The sequence below is a fragment of the Rahnella inusitata genome, from assembly GCF_003263515.1.
GTDB lineage: Bacteria > Pseudomonadota > Gammaproteobacteria > Enterobacterales > Enterobacteriaceae > Rahnella > Rahnella inusitata.
This window is the reverse complement of record NZ_JYDE01000013.1, coordinates 70400-89224: the sequence shown is the minus strand read 5'-3', so window position 1 is coordinate 89224 and position 18825 is coordinate 70400. Positions and strand designations below refer to the sequence as shown.

General features: G+C 54.1%; 15 protein-coding genes. 8 read left to right on the top strand and 7 right to left on the bottom strand.

Annotation, left to right across the window (positions count from 1 at the left end; genetic code table 11):
- Nucleotides 1-13 precede the first annotated feature (13 nt).
- Entirely contained in the window at nt 14-1450 is a 1437-nt protein-coding gene (locus TU92_RS07820; RefSeq protein WP_112165930.1) for a glycoside hydrolase family 1 protein, read from the bottom strand.
- A gap of 35 nt (nt 1451-1485) precedes the next feature.
- Nucleotides 1486-2823, bottom strand: coding sequence for a PTS sugar transporter subunit IIC (locus TU92_RS07815; RefSeq protein WP_112165928.1), 1338 nt, complete (start codon nt 2821-2823; stop codon nt 1486-1488).
- A gap of 286 nt (nt 2824-3109) precedes the next feature.
- Here TU92_RS07815 and TU92_RS07810 point away from each other — a divergent pair, with 286 nt between their 5' ends.
- A complete protein-coding gene (locus tag TU92_RS07810; protein WP_112165926.1) occupies nt 3110-3427 on the top strand; it encodes a PTS lactose/cellobiose transporter subunit IIA in 318 nt (105 codons plus the stop codon).
- A gap of 187 nt (nt 3428-3614) precedes the next feature.
- On the opposite strand, the gene lysA is transcribed toward TU92_RS07810, so the two are convergent.
- Complete coding sequence (lysA, locus tag TU92_RS07805) at nt 3615-4874, bottom strand: diaminopimelate decarboxylase (RefSeq protein ID WP_112165925.1); 1260 nt, start codon at nt 4872-4874, stop codon at nt 3615-3617.
- A 133-nt stretch (nt 4875-5007) separates the two neighbouring features.
- On the opposite strand from lysA, the gene TU92_RS07800 reads away from it, so the two are divergent.
- A complete protein-coding gene (locus tag TU92_RS07800; protein ID WP_112165923.1) occupies nt 5008-5937 on the top strand; it encodes a LysR family transcriptional regulator in 930 nt (309 codons plus the stop codon).
- Between the two features lie 54 nt (nt 5938-5991).
- On the opposite strand, the gene TU92_RS07795 is transcribed toward TU92_RS07800, so the two are convergent.
- Both TU92_RS07795 and TU92_RS07790 read right to left on the bottom strand, forming a co-directional pair.
- Nucleotides 5992-7155, bottom strand: coding sequence for an MFS transporter (locus tag TU92_RS07795; RefSeq protein ID WP_112165921.1), 1164 nt, complete (start codon nt 7153-7155; stop codon nt 5992-5994).
- A gap of 336 nt (nt 7156-7491) precedes the next feature.
- Nucleotides 7492-8409 (bottom strand): LysR family transcriptional regulator, encoded by a 918-nt coding sequence (locus TU92_RS07790; RefSeq protein ID WP_112165919.1) that lies wholly within the window; start codon nt 8407-8409, stop codon nt 7492-7494.
- A 117-nt stretch (nt 8410-8526) separates the two neighbouring features.
- Here TU92_RS07790 and TU92_RS07785 point away from each other — a divergent pair, with 117 nt between their 5' ends.
- Together TU92_RS07785 and TU92_RS07780 are read left to right on the top strand one after the other, a co-directional pair.
- Complete coding sequence (locus TU92_RS07785; protein ID WP_112165917.1) at nt 8527-9402, top strand: MBL fold metallo-hydrolase; 876 nt, start codon at nt 8527-8529, stop codon at nt 9400-9402.
- 295 nt (nt 9403-9697) lie between these two features.
- Nucleotides 9698-10027 carry a DUF805 domain-containing protein gene (locus tag TU92_RS07780; protein WP_112165915.1) on the top strand — a complete coding sequence of 110 codons (330 nt, stop codon included), beginning with the start codon at nt 9698-9700 and terminating at the stop codon, nt 10025-10027.
- A 220-nt stretch (nt 10028-10247) separates the two neighbouring features.
- Here the strand turns inward: TU92_RS07780 and TU92_RS07775 are convergent, their stop codons facing one another.
- Complete coding sequence (locus TU92_RS07775) at nt 10248-10964, bottom strand: tetratricopeptide repeat protein (protein WP_112165912.1); 717 nt, start codon at nt 10962-10964, stop codon at nt 10248-10250.
- Nucleotides 10965-11094: 130 nt separating this feature from the next.
- Here TU92_RS07775 and TU92_RS07770 point away from each other — a divergent pair, with 130 nt between their 5' ends.
- Both TU92_RS07770 and TU92_RS07765 read left to right on the top strand, forming a co-directional pair.
- Nucleotides 11095-12849 carry an ABC transporter ATP-binding protein/permease gene (locus TU92_RS07770; protein ID WP_112165910.1) on the top strand — a complete coding sequence of 585 codons (1755 nt, stop codon included), beginning with the start codon at nt 11095-11097 and terminating at the stop codon, nt 12847-12849.
- A 176-nt stretch (nt 12850-13025) separates the two neighbouring features.
- Nucleotides 13026-13766: a GntR family transcriptional regulator gene (locus TU92_RS07765; protein WP_112165908.1), complete on the top strand. Its 741-nt coding sequence runs from the start codon at nt 13026-13028 to the stop codon at nt 13764-13766.
- Here TU92_RS07765 and TU92_RS07760 read toward each other — a convergent pair.
- The gene (locus tag TU92_RS07760; protein ID WP_112165906.1) at nt 13763-15364 is read right to left on the bottom strand and encodes a PTS transporter subunit EIIC; all 1602 of its coding nucleotides are present in this window, start codon (nt 15362-15364) and stop codon (nt 13763-13765) included. The two genes, TU92_RS07765 and TU92_RS07760, sit on opposite strands and share 4 nt — an antisense overlap.
- Nucleotides 15365-15713: 349 nt before the next feature.
- Here TU92_RS07760 and TU92_RS07755 point away from each other — a divergent pair, with 349 nt between their 5' ends.
- A complete protein-coding gene (locus TU92_RS07755; RefSeq protein WP_112165904.1) occupies nt 15714-17624 on the top strand; it encodes an NAD(P)-binding protein in 1911 nt (636 codons plus the stop codon).
- Nucleotides 17621-18814, top strand: a complete 1194-nt coding sequence (locus tag TU92_RS07750; RefSeq protein WP_112165902.1) for a cytochrome c — start codon at nt 17621-17623, stop codon at nt 18812-18814. Before TU92_RS07755 ends, TU92_RS07750 begins: the two co-directional genes overlap by 4 nt.
- Nucleotides 18815-18825: the final 11 nt, after the last annotated feature.

Here is an 18825-nt window from a genome sequence, read left to right as displayed (position 1 = left end):
GTGTTTCCTCGGGTTATTTATCTTCGTCGTCCAGCGTCAAAGACAACACGCCATTTTCACTGAGCGATTTAAACCAGCGAGATGATTTCTTCTGATGACGATTCCGGTTGTCATCGAGATCAATTTCAATCAACCCGTAGCGATTTTTAAAGGCATTCATCGGTGAGACGTTATCGGTAAACGCCCACAGCATATATCCCTGACAATTCGCGCCGTCTTCCCGCGCTTTTAACGTCCAGTAAAGATGTTCCGCGATAAATTCAATGCGGTAATCATCCTGAATTTCACCGGTAGCAGCATCGCGGAACTGGCCTTCATTTTCGATACCCATACCGTTCTCGGCCACGAACCACGGAATATTGTCGTATTCCGATTTAATGCGCATCGCCATGTCATACACTACACGCGGATAAATTTCCCAGCCGCGGGATTTATTCATCCGCCGCCCCGGTAATTCAAAATGTTCGTAATAGTAAGCCGGATGGAATGGCGTCTCTTTATTCCATTCGCGGGACGGCGCTTTCACGCGGTGTGGGTAATACAGATTTATCCCCACTTCATCCACGGTATTATTTCGGATGATCGCCAGTTCCTGTTCGGAATAATCAAAATCAACGCCATGCTTTTCGAGTAATTCCAGCAACTCCTGCGGATACTCACCTTTGATCATAGGATCTAAAAACACGCGGTTATAGAACAAATCGTATAAGTGCGCCGCCTTCTGATCGTGCTGCGCAGTCGAACGGGCGTAGGTGACTTCCGGATTGAGGATCACACCTATGGTGCCCGCCGCGTTATAGCCTTTGCGGTAAAACAGCTCGACGACTTTGGCGGTCGCCAGCACTTTGTGGTGATTCCACTGCATCCATTTCGCCGTGTTCTGCTCGAAAGGCCAGCGGATGGCATCCAGATACACGCGGGTTTGCACCACCACCGGTTCGTTGAACGTAAACCAGCGGTCGACTTTATGGGCGAAGCGCTCAAACACTTTTTCGGCGTACAGCACGAACAGTTCGACAACTTTTTTCGAGCTCCAGCCATCATATTTTTCAATCAGATAGGCCGGAAGTTCATAGTGCTCAAGGCACAGCATCGGCGCGATGCCCTGTAGTTTCATCTCGTCGAGCAGCGAGTCGATGTAAGCGGCATACTCCTCATCGACGGTACCCAGTTCATAATCGGTGAGAAAACGCGACCAGTTGATCGACGTGCGGTAATGGCTCAGCCCGCTGGCTTTCATCAGCGCCACGTCTTCTTTGTAACGGTGAATGAAATCCGTGGCTTTCGCCGGGCCGTAGCCGTTGTGCCAGACGTGACGGCTGTTTTTGTACCAGAGATCCAGATACGAATCCTGCCCGTTTTTCTTGCCGCTCCAGCCCTCGGTCTGCCACGCGGAAGCCGCGGCACCGAGGATAAATCCGTCAGGAATGGCGATGGAAACCTTGCTCATAACAGTCCTCTTTTATCCGAATAATTTTGTGCGCTTCAGGCCGTTGCAGCCTGTTTCTTCTGCATCGCCTCAAGCTGTGCCTGTTCGGCGCGGCGCGAGGCCACTTTCACAAACGGCAGATAAATCAGCACTGACACCACGATGCATCCGGCTTGGGTAATGACCGCGCCCATCGAACCGGCGGTGGAAAGCCAGGCATTGATGATAGGCGGTGTGGTCCACGGCACCATGACCACGGCGCGTCCGGCAAAGCCGAGGCTGGTGGCGAAGTAACCGATGGTGCCGGTGATGAGCGGCGTGATGATGAACGGGATAGCCAGGATCGGGTTGAGCATGATCGGCATACCGAAAATCACGGGCTCGTTGATGTTGAACACGCTTGGCCCGAGCGACAATTTGGAGATTTCGCGCATTTCTTTACGGCGGGTGGCGAGCATCACGGCCAGCAACAAACCGATGGTGCAGCCGGAGCCGCCAATGCTCATATACACATCCCAGAACGGCATGGTGATGATGTTCGGCACTTCATGCCCCTGCTCGAACGCCGTCATGTTGACCATGATCGCGCCCAGCAACAGCGGTTCGCGGATAGGTTTGATCATCTGATTACCGTGAATGCCGATCACCCAGAACAGTTGCGCGACAAACATCAGCAGCAGAATGCCCGGCAGGCTTTGCATCACGGATTCCAGCGGACGCTGGATCACCTGATACACCGCATCGTACAGATACATGCCGGTGACCTGATGGAACACAAATCCGAAGGTGGCAATAATCACCACGGTAATAATGGCGGGAATTAACGCCGAGAACGACGCTGAGACATTTGGCGGCACACTTTCCGGCATCTTAATTCGCAGGCCGCTATAGCTTTCGAGTTTGGAATAAATCTCCACGGACAGGATCGCAATAAACATTCCGAGGAACAGACTTTTGGTATCGGAGAATTGCTTCGCCAGCACGTCTTTGACTTCCTGCATCTGACCATTCACCATCATATCGACAGTGGTGGGTGTCACGGCAATAAAACAAATGACCGCCAGCAGGCCCGGAAATAATGAACGCGAACCATTGATTCTGCCTAATTCAATACCGATTAAGAAGACGGCACCAATAGTCAGGAAACTCAGCGTGGCGTAGTTAATACTGCTCATGATCGGTTTGAGCGTGGCCAGCCACGACAACATTTCAAAGTGTGCTAATCCGTTTTTCGGATCCATCACCATGTTAGAAATTAAAACTGAGAATGCCCCCACAATAATGACGGGCATTAATGTGATAAAAGCCGCCTTGATAGCCATAATGTATCGGTAGCTATTGAAGGTGTTGGCGAATCCCCCGAGAGAATCGATAAAACGGTCTTTAAATGACATGACACCACCTCTTTTAATTTTGTGTAAAGCTGTACAGGTGTTTGTTTCGCATTGACCTTTTATACCGCTGGAAGAAAAGGTGCCGCGCGAAGTAGAGCCAGATTCCGTTTCTGAGAGTGATCCTGTCGGCCCGCATTCCGCTTTATTTCGTTCATAAAGCAAAATGTGGCATGCCAAAAAATAGCGGAATGAGAATTAATTTCTGTGACAGCGTTCTCACATGTGAATATTGGAATTCCAATATGATGAATTCACACTTTTCTGGTATACCAATTTGGAGTTTTCGATGGAATTCGATCTGGAACAAACGGTGATGGAGTTATTGATCAACGCCGGAGAAGCACGATCCAACGCGATGATGGCGATTCAGCATGCGCGTAAAAGAGAGTGGGCAGAAGCCGATGCGATGCTCAAAGCATCCGACGACGCGGCGCGCGTGGCGCACAAAGTGCAGACACAGCTGATTGGCCTGGATGAAGGCGTGGGCAAAATACCGGTGAACTTGATCATGGTGCATTCACAGGATCACCTGATGACCGCCATGCTGTGCCGCGAACTGGCCGAAGAGATCGTGTTACTGAGAAAGGAAATGTTTGATAAGTAAGTGCCTTCCCCGCGAAGAGAAGGAGCCTTCCGTTTTTTTAGGTTTGGCTCTTGCTCCTCCCCCTGTGAAGGGGGAGGCCGGGAGGGGGTGTTAATGGCAAAACGGCGACCAAAATAAACGTCAACCGTATGATTTTGTTGTAATACCCACCCCAACTCTCCCCTTTACCGGGGAGGGAGCAAAAAAATTACAGCTCCAGAGCTAGCAGCTCTTCCACCGTCTGTCTGCGACGAATTACACGCGGTACGCCATTCTCAAACAACACTTCCGGCAAGAGCGGACGGCTGTTGTAGTTGGATGACATAGATGCGCCATACGCGCCGGTATCGTGGAATACCAGATAATCGCCGATGTTAACCGGTGGCAGCGGGAAAGTTTCGACGCCTCCGCCTGCCTGCTGGGTAAAGACATCGCCGGATTCACACAACGGGCCAGCGATTACCGAATCCGTCAGCGGTTGCCCAACAAGCTCGCGGCCATCGGCCGGTAACAGCGAAATGTGGTGATAGCTGCCGTACATCGCCGGGCGCATCAAATCGTTGAAACCTGCGTCGCACAGCACAAAGTGACGGCTGCCCATATTTTTCACCGCACGGATTTGTGCCACCAGAACGCCGGATTCCGCCACCAGGAAGCGTCCCGGTTCGATTTCCAGTTTTACGTCATGCCCCAGATGCGCGGCGATTTGCTCGCGGGCGCGGTTCCAAAGACCAAAGTAATGGCCAGTATCAATGGACTCTTCCTCAAAATGGTACGGAATCGACAAGCCACCACCGGCGGAAATCGCTTCAATATCCTGTCCGGTTTCAATCACCTGACGCACCATCGCATCACACACCTGCTCCAGATGACCATAATCCACGCCGGATCCGATGTGCATGTGGATCCCAACCAGTTTCAGGCCGTAACGGCCGATTTCTGCCAGCGCCTGCGGTAAATCGGCATACCAGATCCCGTGTTTACTGTTTTCGCCGCCGGTATTGGTTTTCTGGCTGTGGCCGTGGCCGAAGCCCGGATTCACACGCAGCCACACCGGATGTCCGGTTTTCTGCTGCCCAATCTGGCTCAGCATGTCGATGGAACCGGCATTGACCGGGATATCCAGCGCGGTTACGCGTTCAAGCGTCGGCTGATCCATTACGTCGGCGGTAAAGACAATTTCACTCTGCTCGCGGCCCGGAATAAAACCGGCCACCAGCGCGCGTTCGATTTCACCCAGAGAAACAGAGTCCACCTTCACGCCCTGCTCGCGCATCAGGCGCAGAATGTGAATATTCGAACAGGCTTTTTGCGCAAAACGGATGACGTCGAATTGACGCAGCTGCGCAATGCGCGCTTTGATGATTTCCGCATCATATGCCCAGACCGGGCAGCCAAACTGTTGGGTAAGAGCCAGTAAATTTTCGGCGTTAAGCGCGGTAGTGGTGTCGTTCAGGGCGCGTGGCATAAGGTTTTCCGTCAGGTGAGATCGTGTCTATTTCCCTCAGTATGCCGTGATACACGGTTGCGATAAAATATCTATTTCATGCAAGTCTATTCATTTATGATATGACTTATTGCTCATCATCCGGATGAAAATCATGCCCGCCATTTCCCTGCGCCACATCGAAATTTTTCATGCGGTGATGACCACCGGTAACCTGACGGAAGCCGCCGCGTTGCTCAACACCTCGCAGCCGACCGTCAGCCGCGAACTTGCGCGCTGCGAAAAGTTGCTGAATTTGCAGCTGTTCGAGCGCCTGCGCGGGCGTTTGTACCCGACGGTGCAGGGATTACGTTTATTCGAAGAGGTGCAGCGATCCTATTACGGGCTGGAGAGGATCGTCAGCGCGGCAGAGGGCATCCGCCAGTTTGAGCAGGCGCAACTGTCCATCGCCTGCCTGCCGGTGTTCAGCCAGTCGCTGTTGCCGGCGGTCTGCAAACCCTTTCTGGATAAATACCCTGACGTCAGTTTCAATATTGTGCCGCAGGAGTCGCCGCTGCTGGAGGAATGGTTGTCGGCGCAGCGCCACGATTTAGGTCTGACCGAAAATACCCAGACGCCTGCCGGTACCGAACGCCAGACGCTGCTGACGCTCAACGAAGTTTGCGTGTTGCCTCCAGGGCATCCGCTGGCGGCAAAGCCATGCCTGACACCGCAGGATTTCAGCGGCCTGAATTTCATCAGCTTATCGGCGACAGACAGTTACCGTCAGCTTCTCGATACGTTGTTTGCCGAGCAGCACGTCCCGCGGCGACTGGTCATGGAGACGCACAGCGCCGCATCGGTCTGTAGCATGGTGCGCGCGGGCGCGGGCGTGTCGATAGTCAACCCGCTGACCGCCTTAGACTATGCCGAAAACGGCGTGGTGATCCGCGAATTCAGCATTGCCGTGCCTTTCACCGTCAGCCTGATCAAACCCTTGCATCGCCCCGCTTCCGCACTGGTTACTCTCTTTAGCGAACACTGTCATCAGCAGGCGCAACGGTTTGCCGAGCGGCTGGAGGTGGAGGTTTCGGCCATCCGATAAAAAAGGCCACGCAGAAGAGATTCTGTGTGGCCTTTTCATTGCATCAATCGGATATTACGCGACGACTTTCTCAGTCTTTTTTGCCGCACGACGGAAAGTTATCACGCACAGCACGAAGCCGATGGCACCGAGGCCGCCCGCCGCCAGAGGCACGCTGCTAAGACCCATGCCGCGTTCGATCACCGCACCGCCCACCCAGGCGCCCAGCGCATTGCCGACGTTAAATGCCGCAATGTTCAGCGTCGAGACCAGATTCGGCGCGTTTTTGCCGTAGGTCACCACGTTCACCTGCAATGCCGGAACCGCCGCAAAGTTGACCATCGCCCAGATAAACAGGGTGATTTCCGCCGCCACAAGATGAACACTGGTGTAGCTGAACAGCACCGAGAACACGGCGATTAGCAGGAACGTGGTGGTCAGAGAAACACCCAGACGCCAGTCCGCCAGACGCCCGCCGACCACGTTACCGATAGTCAGGCCGAGACCGATCAGCAGCAACGTCCAGCTGACACCGTGCTCTGAAACGCCGGTGATTTCGGTCAGGATTGGCGCGATATAAGTAAACAGCGCAAACATAGCCGCCGCGAAGAAAATGGTGATCGACAAAGACAACCAAAGGCCGAGGCTGCCCAGCGCGCGGATTTCTTTGCGCAGGTCCGTCGGTTCTTCTTCTTTTTTATCCGGCAGCTTTTTATACAGCGCGAACAGCGACGCCACGCCGATAACGGCGACGACCCAAAACGTTGAACGCCAGCCGAATGCCTGGCCAAGCGCGGTACCCAGCGGAACGCCCAATACGTTCGCCAGGGTCAGACCGGTAAACATCAGCGCCACCGCAGAGGCACGACGGTTTGGTGCCACCAGACTTGCCGCCACCACCGCGCCAATCCCGAAGAACGCGCCGTGGCACAGTGCGGTGATCACGCGCGCCAGCATCAGGAAACCGTAACTGTACGACAGGGCGCACATCACGTTGCCGAAAATAAAGATGCCCATTAACAGCAACAGCGTATTTTTGCGCGGCAGTTTCGCGGTCAGCACCGCCATGATCGGCGCACCGATCGCCACGCCCAACGCATATCCGCTGATCAGCCACCCGGCCGACGGGATACTGACATTCAGATCACCCGCCACGTTGGGCAGCAGCCCCATGATGACGAATTCAGTAGTCCCGATGGCAAACGCGCTTAGCGCCAGTGCCAGAAGTGCAACAGGCATAACAACTCCCCGATATTATATTTAACCAATTTTTGAACGACGCTCAGCCGGACGGACTTTAAAAAGTCAGTCTGGCGAAACAAAAAAATAAGAAAATCAGACAGCAAATCAGCAGCGACAGGAATCGATAACCTTGTGTGTTTTATGGTTTTTATGCTGGTTTCCCTTTACAGAAATACCATGCAGATCACACTTTTGACCATACGCAGTCTGTGCCCTGCGCCCTGAAAAGGGCAGGCATTTTAGTTAAGGTTTTGAATATCAAAGTATTAAACAAATGTGAGTAAAGATGTCAAAAAGGAACCGTCCCCAGCGGGCTGACGTCTTTACCGTGGCTCAGTCTTTCTGCCCGCTCAATGACAGCCAGCGCGGATGGCCTTTAAACCATTCCACCAGAAAATCGAGCAGCGCGCGCAACGCCGCAGGCATCTGCCGCCGCGAGGCATAAATCGCATAAATTCCCATCTCCTGCGGCTGCCAGTTTTCCAGTAACGAAACCAGCTGCCCGCTGGCAATAAGCGGGGCCGCCGAATAGTAAGGCTGCATGACGATCCCCGCACCCTCCACCGCGCCGGTCAGCAATACCAGTGATTCATTGGCACTGAGATTGCCGCTTACCGGCACCGAAATTTTTTCGCCCTGCAGCTCAAACTGCCACAGGCTTTTTCCGAAATAGGAGTACGTCAGGCAGTTATGCACGCTCAGATCCTGCGGATGCTGCGGCGTGCCCTGCGCCGCGAGATAGGCCGGAGACGCGCACACCACCGACGGGCACAGCGCAAGCGGGCGGGCGATCAGGTTTGGATCCAGGTCGTTCGTGATGCGCAGCGCCAGATCGATGCGATCTTCCACCAGATTGATCGCCCGGCTCTCCAGCTGAAGATCGATACTCACCTGCGGATGTCGTCGCAAAAACTCGCTGACGGCAATCACCACCGCGCCCTGCCCAAAAGACTGCGAGCAACTCAGGCGCAGTAAACCGCGCAACGCTTCGTCGGAAGTATCCGCCACGCTGCCCATGTCCGCCGCCACCGCGAGCATCTTGCGGCAGCGCGCCAGCGTATTTTCACCGGCATCGGTAAGGCTGAGTTTGCGGGTGGAACGGTGCAGCAGGCGCGCACCCGACCACTTCTCCATCTCCGACAGATAACGCGTCACCATCGCCCGCGACATATTCAGCGATTCGGCGGCGCCGACCATACTTTTGCGTTCAACAATGGCAACAAACACTTGTGCAGCGGTAATTCTGTCCATGATTCGTCCGATTTATGCAACAAACAATTGCGCATTATCCTGTTTTTCTCGCGGATTATGCAACGTACAGTAGATGCTTACTGAACGTGATTATTTTTATGCCCCTGAGGAAACGTTATGCGTCTTGATCTCTTAAAACCACTGACCCTGATTGCCGCCCTGCTCAGCACCAGCCTGTCCGCTCATGCCGCTACCGTGCTGAAAATGGAGGTCTACAATCCGGGCGAAAGTGCTATCTTCCCGGTATCTTCAGAAATTATCACCGGCGAGAAAGAAGCCGTACTGATCGACGCCCAGTTCCAGCGTAACGACGCCGAAAAACTGGTCGAAAAAATTAAGGCCACCGGCAAAAAACTGACCACGGTGTACATCAGCCAGTCAGACCCTGATTACTACTTCGGGCTGGACGTGATCCACGCCGCGTTCCCGGAGGCAAACATCGTCGCCACGCAGGCGACCATCGATCTGATCAACGCCAGCAAAGACGGCAAAGTCGCTTTCTGGGGTCCGCAACTGAAAGAGAATGCGCCAAAATCCGTGATCGTCCCGCAGCCGCTGAAAGGCAGTTCGTTCGAGCTGGAAGGACACAAATTTGAGGTGAAAGGCGTCGATGCCGCGCGCACCTTTGTCTACATTCCTTCACTGAAAGCCGTCGCTGGCGGTGTACTGGTCAACGGCGACAACATGCACGTCTGGACAGCAGACACCCAGACGGCGAAATCCCGTAAGCAGTGGGTAGAAGCACTGGATGAAATCGCCGGTCTGAAACCTGATGTTGTCGTGCCGGGGCATTTCCTGCCGGGCGCGCCGCATACGCTTGAAGCGGTGAAATTCACCCGCAATTATCTGCTGACGCTGGAAAAAGAGCTGCCGAAAGCTAAAGATTCCGCCGCACTGGTTGCCGCGATGAAAAAACATTATCCTCAGCTGAAAGACGATTCTTCATTACAGTTGAGCGCGAAAGTATTGAAAGGGGAAATGCAGTGGCCTTAATAAATACATTTTCCGTATAATTGAATGAATAAAGCGGCGGGATTATTTCCCGCCTTTTTTTATTTTAAAATCATTAAGAAATAACCGTGTTAAATACTTTCACGGATTTAACCTTATAATTTTCCGAAAAAAAATCAAAAATTCATTATTAAACAACTCTGACTTATTATTTATAAATTGAACCCTTACGTTCCCCATATTAGACTCCCGCCAGATAGCACTCCCCCACCTCAAGGCCCATGGATCCTGTCATTCACACAGGCTAGCCTGACCCTGTCTTATATAAAGGAATATTATGAATTGGTATTTGAAGGTACTTAAAAATTACACCTGTTTTTCTGGCCGCGCACCCAGAAGTGAGTACTGGTGGTTCTCAATGTTTAATTTCCTTATTTCCATAGCATTAAGTTTGATCGCAAGTTTACTGGGAGATGAATATGTAATATCCGGCCTCTATTCTTTATTTATCTTCCTGCCTGGTCTGGCCGTAACGATTCGCAGGATCCACGATGCCGGTTACAGCGGATGGTGGGTTCTCTGCCCCATTTTCAATTTAATCGTCTTGTTTTTCGCAAGTGAAGATGACAACCGTTTCGGCCTCCGCCCGGCAGATATTGCCCGGTAAACTCGCGTGTGTGGGTACCAGCCCTGCATCCGATTTATGGTTTAAGAATTTTTACGGCGCGAACGTCTAAAGATCACATTTTCATAAAAGGTGCTGCGCCATATGCAACACTCTTTATGGATTGCAGAACAAACCGTGGATATCAGCGGATTACACCGGCTGGTCTGAACGCAAAAACCCGCATAACGCGGGTTTTTTTAATGGCTGGCGCAGGCAGAACTTACGGCGTTACCCGTACAAATTCCCCTTCGGCCTGCACGTTATGCCCGAAACCGCAGTCGCCGGTGGTGTGCAATCTGACGTTTTCATCGGCGAAATTCATCTCTACCGTACATTGCCCCTCACCCACTGAGGCGTCATCGGCTTCATGATAAACCGCGTGATTGTCTTTAATCGCGGTCACCACCGAGAATTCGCCGATGTTCGGGCCGTAGTACAGCGACATCTGCCCCATATACTGACCGGAGAAGTCGATTTTAAACTGTGCCTCTTCGGCTTTGACGTCCACCAGATTCCAGCTGCCATAACCGGCGTATTGCCAGTATTCGCCCGCCGCGCTCTCGGGTTTTGGCAGCGCATCGAGTTTTGGCTGGATCTGGCTGAGGTTGTATTGTGATTTTTTGTCAGCAGGCGCCAGCATCAGCCAGGCTTTGGCTTTGCGGTAATTGCCCTGACGGATGTAGGTCAGCGCGATGTTGTTGTACGCCGTGGCAATCTGATCCTGTGGCTTGTGGCAGAATTCGCTCCAGGCCACCTGATTGCGGAAAACTTCGCGCGCTTTGGCGAATTCGCCCTGCTGGTACGCCACTTTTCCGGCAGAGGCATAAATACCCGCTTTCACGCAATCGGCGTTAATGTCCGGCTCATCAATCTGAGCAAAGGCCTGAACGCTGGTAAAACATCCTGCCACCAGCAGAAAATTCACTGCGACTTTCATCAAACATCCTTCTACTTTTGTGGTCTACAGAGCTTCGTGCTGGAAAAACATCCTTACAAGTACTTTATTGCCCTATCGCGCTAAGGCACTCATTCTGGGATGATTAGGCTTCACAACATATCGATTAAACATGGCAATTATGACTAAAAAACCTGGGAAATCGGCGCAATGGGGCGCCGTCTGGCAATTGATTAAGCCTTATTGGCGCTCAGAAGAAAAGTGGCGTGCCTGGGGCATGTTGGCCACGATCGTTATCCTCTCACTGGCAACCGTCTACATCAGCGTCCTGCTAAACGAATGGAACCGCGTATTTTACGATGCGCTGCAAAACAGAAACTACCCGGTTTTCAAAGCCCAGCTGTGGAAATTCACCTGGCTGGCACTGCTTTTCATCGTCATTGCGGTGTACAGGGTTTACCTGACGCAGGGCCTGCAAATGAGCTGGCGACGCTGGATGACAGAAGAGTATATGGAGAAGTGGCTGACCAATCACGCCTATTATTACACGGAGTACCAGCATCAGGTGGATAACCCCGATCAGCGTATTTCTGATGACCTGAATGCCCTGACCAGCGGCACACTTTCACTGGTTCTCGGGTTGCTGTCGAGCGTTGTCACGCTGTTCTCCTTCGTCTTTATTTTGTGGTCGATCAGTGGCCCGCTCAACTTCGTGTTCGCCGGCCATCATTTCGACATTCCCGGCTACATGGTGTGGTTCGCCCTGCTGTATGCGGCGCTGGGTTCCTTCATCATCTGGTGGATCGGTAAGCCGCTGGTCAAACTCGGATTTAATCAGGAATGGTTCGAGGCGAACTTCCGTTTCGGGCTGATCCGTATCCGTGAAAATAGCGATGCTATTGCGCTGTACCACGGCGAGAAAAACGAACGCGACCAGCTTTCCGGCAAGTTTGATTCGATCAAAACCAACTGGTGGTCGATCATGCGCGTCACCCGTCGCCTGAATATTGCCTCCAACTTCTACGGCCAGTTTGCCAATATCTTCCCGATTCTGGTTGCTTCCCCGCGCTATTTTGCCGGTGCTATCCAGATGGGTGCGCTGATGCAAATCGCTTCGGCGTTCGGTCAGGTGCAGGGTGCGCTGTCATGGTTTATTGATGCCTTTACCGATCTGGCCAACTGGAAAGCGACCGTTAACCGTCTTGCAGGTTTTAACGCCGCGATTGATCAGGTTAACGCTCAGCCACGTGGCATCAACGTCGGTGAAAGCGCGGAACATGCGCTGAAACTCGATAATCTGACGCTGAATCTGCCGGACGGAAGCCCGCTGTTCTGCAACGTTTCTGCCGACATGAAACCGGGCGAACGTGTACTGATTGCCGGCCCTTCCGGCTGCGGTAAATCTACGCTGCTGCGCGCCATTGCGGGTATCTGGCCTTACGGCGCAGGCAATATCTCGCTGGCACAGGGCAAGCGTTACCTGTTCCTGCCGCAACGTAGTTATATTCCGATCGGCACCCTGCGCGATGCGCTGAGTTATCCGGATGCCAGCCGCGAATATACCGACGAGCAACTGCTGCGCGTGCTGGAGCAATGCCGTCTGCCGCACTTGGCTTCGGTCGCCATGCTCGATGATTATGCCAACTGGAGCCAGCGCCTGTCGCCGGGCGAGCAGCAGCGTCTTTCGTTTGCCCGCGCCCTGCTTATCAAGCCAGATACGCTGTTCCTTGATGAAGCTACCAGCGCAATGGATGAAGAAACTGAGCATCGGGTTTATGCGTTACTGCTGAGCGAACTGCCGGAAACGTCGGTCATCAGCGTTGCGCACCGTAACACGGTGGCGAAGTACCATCAGAACTGCTGGCGTTTCAAAAATCAGGAAAACGGTCCGTGCGGATTTACCTCGAGCGCCGTTCTGCCTGAATAGCGTCTGACGCCCGCGTATCAAACTATCGAAGCGTATAAAGGTTGCTGATAACAGCAACCTTTTTTTTTGCTTTCATAACCCATTTCAGCGCACAAAACCCGCAACACAATTTGTTCAAATGTATACCCGGCTATACAATTATTCTTAACAGCTATTATTTAGTGACCGGAGGTTTGATGAAAATTGATAAGAATTCGTTCACGCCGCTCTACCTGCAAATTGAGCAGCAGCTGACCGAAAAAATCAGTGCAGGCGACATCAAACCCGGTGATCCGATCCCTACGGAAGCGGCGCTGTGTGAGATTTACGGCGTATCACGCATGACCGCGCGAAAAGCGGTGGATTATCTGGTGCGTCAGGGCAGAGTAGCGCGTTTTCGCGGGCGAGGGACCTTCGTGGTCGAGCCGCCAAAACAGCAGAAAATCATTTTGCCGCTGGACCGGCATCTAACCGCCAGCGAAGTGGCACAGGAAAATAATCAGCGAATTGAAAATCAGGTGCTGGAGTTTCGCCGCATCCCTGCGAGTGAAAGTATTGCTGCTGAACTGAATGTCCCCGCAGGTACGGAAGTCTATTTCATGATCCGGCTGCGCCTGCTCGGCGATGAGCCTTTTGTGTACGAACAGTGCTGGATGCTGTGCGAACGTTTCCAGGATATCACCCGTGCGGCGATGACCTCCTCGAAATACGCCTATATCCGCTCGAAAGGTTTTCAGCCCTCGGGCAGCACCAAACTGATTTCAGCAGAACTGCCTTCTAACGAGATCCGACTCGCGCTGAATTTGTCGCGTGACCAGCCGGTGCTCCATTCTCACGCCATCGTCACCTTTACCGACGGTTCGCTGTTTGAAGTCTCCGACGTGTACTACAACCAGAAAAACTACGGCTTCAGCGTCCATGCCAAAGTCAAAAGTTAGGCGATACCGGAAAGCTCTGCCTTCACCAGATTTGCGACCTGTTCGACCTGCGGGCCGTAAATTACGTGCACGTCAGTTTCAGTAATCCGTTTCACGCCTGCCGCCCCGGTTTTCATCAACGTGCCATCCTGCACCTGTGACATATCTTTCACCTTCACGCGCAGACGGGTAAAGCAGCAATCGACCGCCGTGATATTCCCCTCACCGCCCAGCCCGATAATAATATTTTTGGTTTTTTCACCGGTGCCCTTCGCCGGTTTAGCGCGCTCCTCGGCATCGTTCTCATCCTCACGCCCCGGTGTTTTCACCTGCATGCGCAGGATCACCCAGCGGAAGCTGAAGTAGTACAGCGGCGCGTAAAGTATCCCGAGGATCAGCGGATACCACCAATGTGTTTTGCTGCCGCCGAGCACGCCGAAGATCAGGAAGTCGATCGCCCCGCCCTGCACATTACCGATCATCACATGGAACATTTGCATCAGCACGAAAGAGAGTCCGGTCAGCACGGCGTGCAGGATATACAGCACCGGCGAGACGAAGATGAAGCAAAACTCCAGCGGCTCGGTGATCCCGGTGGTAAACGACGCCAGCCCACCCGCCAGCATCAGCGCTTTTACCCGACCTTTATGCTCGGGACGCGCGCAGTGATACATCGCCAGCGCCGCCGCCGGTAAGCCAAACATCATCACCGGAATTTTGCCCTGCGCCAGGAAGCGCGTCGCCTGCTGGGTCACGGCGTCAGAGATCATGCCCGGATTCGCCAGTGCGGCGTTGAAGATATTGAGCGCGCCGACGATGCTTTGATTATCTACCGTCGTCACCCCGCCAATTGGCGTAAAGCGCACGGTTTCGTTGATGATGTGATGCAGACCAGTGGGGATCAGCAACCGCTCAGAGGTGGCATAAATAAAGGTGCCGACCTCGCCCGTTCTCCCGATAAGCTCGCCGACCCACTGGATCCCCTGCGCAACTGTCGGCCAGATAAGCGACATCAGCACACCGACGATCGGCAGCACCAGAATGGTCACGATCGGCACAAACCGCCGTCCACCGAAGAAGGCGATGGCCGTAGGCAGCACGATGGTATAGAACCGGTTATGCAGCCACATGGTGATAAGCCCGACCAGCACACCACCCAGCACGCTCATGTTGTAGGTGAAAATGCCCAGCGTGTTGGTGAACTCCGCCGCGTAAATCATCGCATCGCTTTCGGTCATGCCTTTCGCGGTGAGCTTCGCAACGGTAATGGTTTCCGGCGTAATACCCTGCGCCAGCAGGCTATAATTAACCCCGACGTGCAACCCGACAAAGCCGATCACTGCGGAAAAGGCCGCCGTGGCCTTCTCTGCATTGGCCAGACCCATCGCGGTCGCCACCGCAAAGAACAGCGGCAGATTAGCGAACAACGCGCCGGACACCTGCCGGATAAACCCGATCACCAGCTGTAACGTTTTCATCTGCGTGAACGCTTCGCCGGTTACCGACGGGTTCTGCAACGCGGCGGCCAGCCCCAGGAAAATCCCGGCGGCGGCGATCACCGAGATAGGCGTCATCAGGGCTTTCCCCAGATCGTGGATCTTGCTGCCAAGTTTCATCATCTGTATCCCCTCAGGTCACTGGCGAAAAAACACACTTTCATTGAGTTAAGTCATAGAATGTATAGTTGTATAGACATAGCAGTCAGGAGTATGAAAGGGATCACATTTTTTGCGGGAAGATGAGAGAGGCGGGATAGATTTAATAATCTCAGCACAACGCAGCCATTAATACCCCCCAACACTCACCAACCACTCATCAAATCCTCTCCTTCCTCATTTGCGCCCTCCGTCACTCTCCCTAAGTCGCTCTATATGTTAAAATTGTTAAAACATTGAGACATTTTTAAGCGTAAGACTTTTGCCGCGCTGCTTCGGCGCGGGTTGATGGTGAGCAATTTAAGGAAACAACATGGGTATCACTCGTCGTGATTTTTTAAATGGTGTGGCAATTACCGTAACCGCCGGTATGACGCCGTTTGAGGCACTGAAAGCATCGCCGCAAACGGCGGCGCAGACGCTGTATTACCCGCCTTCCCTGACCGGGTTGCGCGGGAATCATCAGGGCTCTTACGAGGCGGCGCATATTCTCGGGCGCGAAGGCAAAAAGGTCGATCCTTCCAGTTTACCGGTGGAGGACGAGTTTGATCTGGTGATCGTCGGTGCCGGGATCAGCGGGCTGGCGGCGGCGTGTTTCTGGCAGGAACAGCATGGCAAGCAACAGCGGATTTTACTGCTGGATAACCATGATGATTTCGGCGGACACGCCAAGCGTAATGAATTTCATGTCGAAGATAAAACGCTGCTCGGTTATGGCGGCAGCGAGTCTTTCCAGTCGCCACGCACCAACTTCAGCCCGGTGGCGATGGGCCTGCTGAAAACGCTGAACGTCGATATCGAAACGATGGCGAAGGACTTCGATCAGACGTTCTATCCGGATCTGCACCTGAGCCGTGGCGTGTACTTTGACCGCAAAAACTTTGGCGTCGATAAAATCGTCAGCGGCGACCCGGGCCGCGCAGTGGCCGATGATATTCCGCCGGATCGCCTCAACGGGCGCGATATCCGCGATTTCATCAATGATTTTCCCCTGCCGGAATCTGACCGTAAAGCGCTTATCGCCCTGCATACCGAAGAGAAAGATTATCTGCACGGGATGAGTCAGGAAGAGAAAGTCGCCTGGGTGGACGGACACAGCTATACGCAATTCCTGCGTGAAAAAGTCGGGCTGAGTGAGATGGCAATCCGTTATTTCCAACAGCGCACCAATGATTTTCAGGCAGTCGGAATTGATGCCACCTCGTGCAGCGATGCGCGCATCTGCGCCCTGCCGGGGCTGGAAAGCATGGGATTACCGCCGCTGGATGCCGAATCGCTGGAAGATCTCGACCAGCCGTACATCTTCCACTTTCCGGACGGCAACGCCGGTCTGGCGCGCCTGATGGTGCGTCATCTGATCCCGCAGGTCGCGCCGGGCAATACGATGGAAGATATCGTGCTCGCGAAATTCGATTACAGCCAGCTCGATAAGAACGGGCAGCCGGTGCGTCTGCGCCTGAACAGCACCGGAATGCACGTCGCCAACGTGGAGCATGAAGGGAAACCGGCAGTTGAGGTGACTTACATGACCGGCTCGCAGCTGCACCGCGTCCGCGCCGGACAGGCAGTGATGGCCGGATACAATATGATGATCCCGTACCTGGTGCCGGAGATTGCCGACGCGCAAAAAGCGGCGCTGAAGGAAAACGTCAAAGCGCCGCTGGTGTATACCAAAGTGGTGATCCGCAACTGGCAGCCGTTTATCAAACTTGGCGTTCACGAAATCTACTCCCCCGGTGCGCCTTACAGCCGCGTGAAGCTGGATTATCCGGTGGATATGGGCGGTTATCAGCATCCGCGCGATCCGAATCAACCGATTGGTCTGCACATGGTCTATGTGCCGACGCTGCCTGGCAGCGGCCTGAGCCCGCGCGAGCAGTCGCACAAAGGCCGTGCGCTGCTGCTCGGAACCTCGTTTGATGCGCATGAAAAAATGATCCGCGATCAGCTCCAGGGCATGTTCGGCGAGGCGGGTTTTGACCATCAGCGCGACATCATGGCGATCACCGTCAACCGCTGGTCGCACGGCTATTCCTACTTCCTCAGCGGGATGTTCGACGATGAGGAACAATCGCAGAAAACCATTCAGCTCGCCCGCCAGCCGGTCGGGCGCATCACTATCGCCAACTCAGACTCCGACTGGAGCCCGTACGCTAACTCAGCGGTGGATCAGGCGTGGCGCGCAGTGAACGAACTGACAGCCATGAAGAAGGTGAACGCATGAAACAGCTGATGATTTTCGCCACGCTGATGGCGACGGCAGGATCTGCGATGGCGATGTCCGAAGGAGAATATGTTGCTAAGGCCGCCGACTGCGCGGCCTGTCATACGTCATCGACAGGGGCGAACCTGGCGGGTGGCGTGCGTTTTGCGACGCCGCTCGGTGAAATCTACTCGACCAACATCACGCCAGACGTGAAATCTGGCATTGGCGGCTACAGCTTTGAGGAGTTCGACAAAGCCATGCGTCAGGGCATCGCCAAAGACGGGCATCCGCTGTATCCGGCCATGCCGTATACCTCGTACGTGAAAATGAGCGGCAAAGATATGCACGCGCTGTACGACTATCTGATGAAAGAGGTGCAACCCCAGCCGGTCGCCAACCGCGAGAATGATATCAGCTGGCCCATGTCTGTCCGCTGGCCACTGCACGTATGGAACAGCATTTTCCTCGAAGAAGGCGAATACACCACACAGGCCGATAAAAGTGCCGAATGGAACCGTGGCGCGTATCTGGTGCAGGGCGCCGGACACTGCGGTGCCTGCCATACGCCACGCGGCTGGGCGCAGCAGGAGAAAGCGGTCGACGATCAGAGTACGGCGTTTCTGAGCGGCGGCGAACTTGACGGCTGGTCCGCGCCTTCGCTGCGCGGCCTCAGGGTCAGCCAGCCGGAGCTGGTCACGCTGCTGAAAACGGGTCGTAACGCGCACGACGCCGTCAGCGGTCCGATGGGCGAAGTGATCACTAATAGCACGCAGTTTATGACCGATGCAGATCTCAACAGCATGGCGGTATATCTGCTAAGTCTCAAAGCGGAGCCACAGGATAAACCCGCGAAAATTGCCGTCGCGACACAGGCCGGGCAGCAGACGTTTATGCGCTACTGCTCAACCTGCCACGGTGTGAACGGCGGCGGGAAAGACTATACGATCCCGGCGCTGGCGGGCAATCTGACGGTCAACGCTGAAAATCCGCAAACGTTGCTGCGGGTGATCCTAAACGGTGGCCAGACGCCGGTGACGGCAGCGCATATGTCTGACACCATGCCCGCCTACGGCTGGACGCTGACTGACGAACAGGCCGCAGAATTAACCAACACTCTGCGCGCCAGCTGGGGAAATCACGCGGCCATCGTTACGCCAGAGGATGTGGCGAAAGCGCGCAAAGCCGGGAAGTCACAAGATAGCCGATAAACTAGCACCCC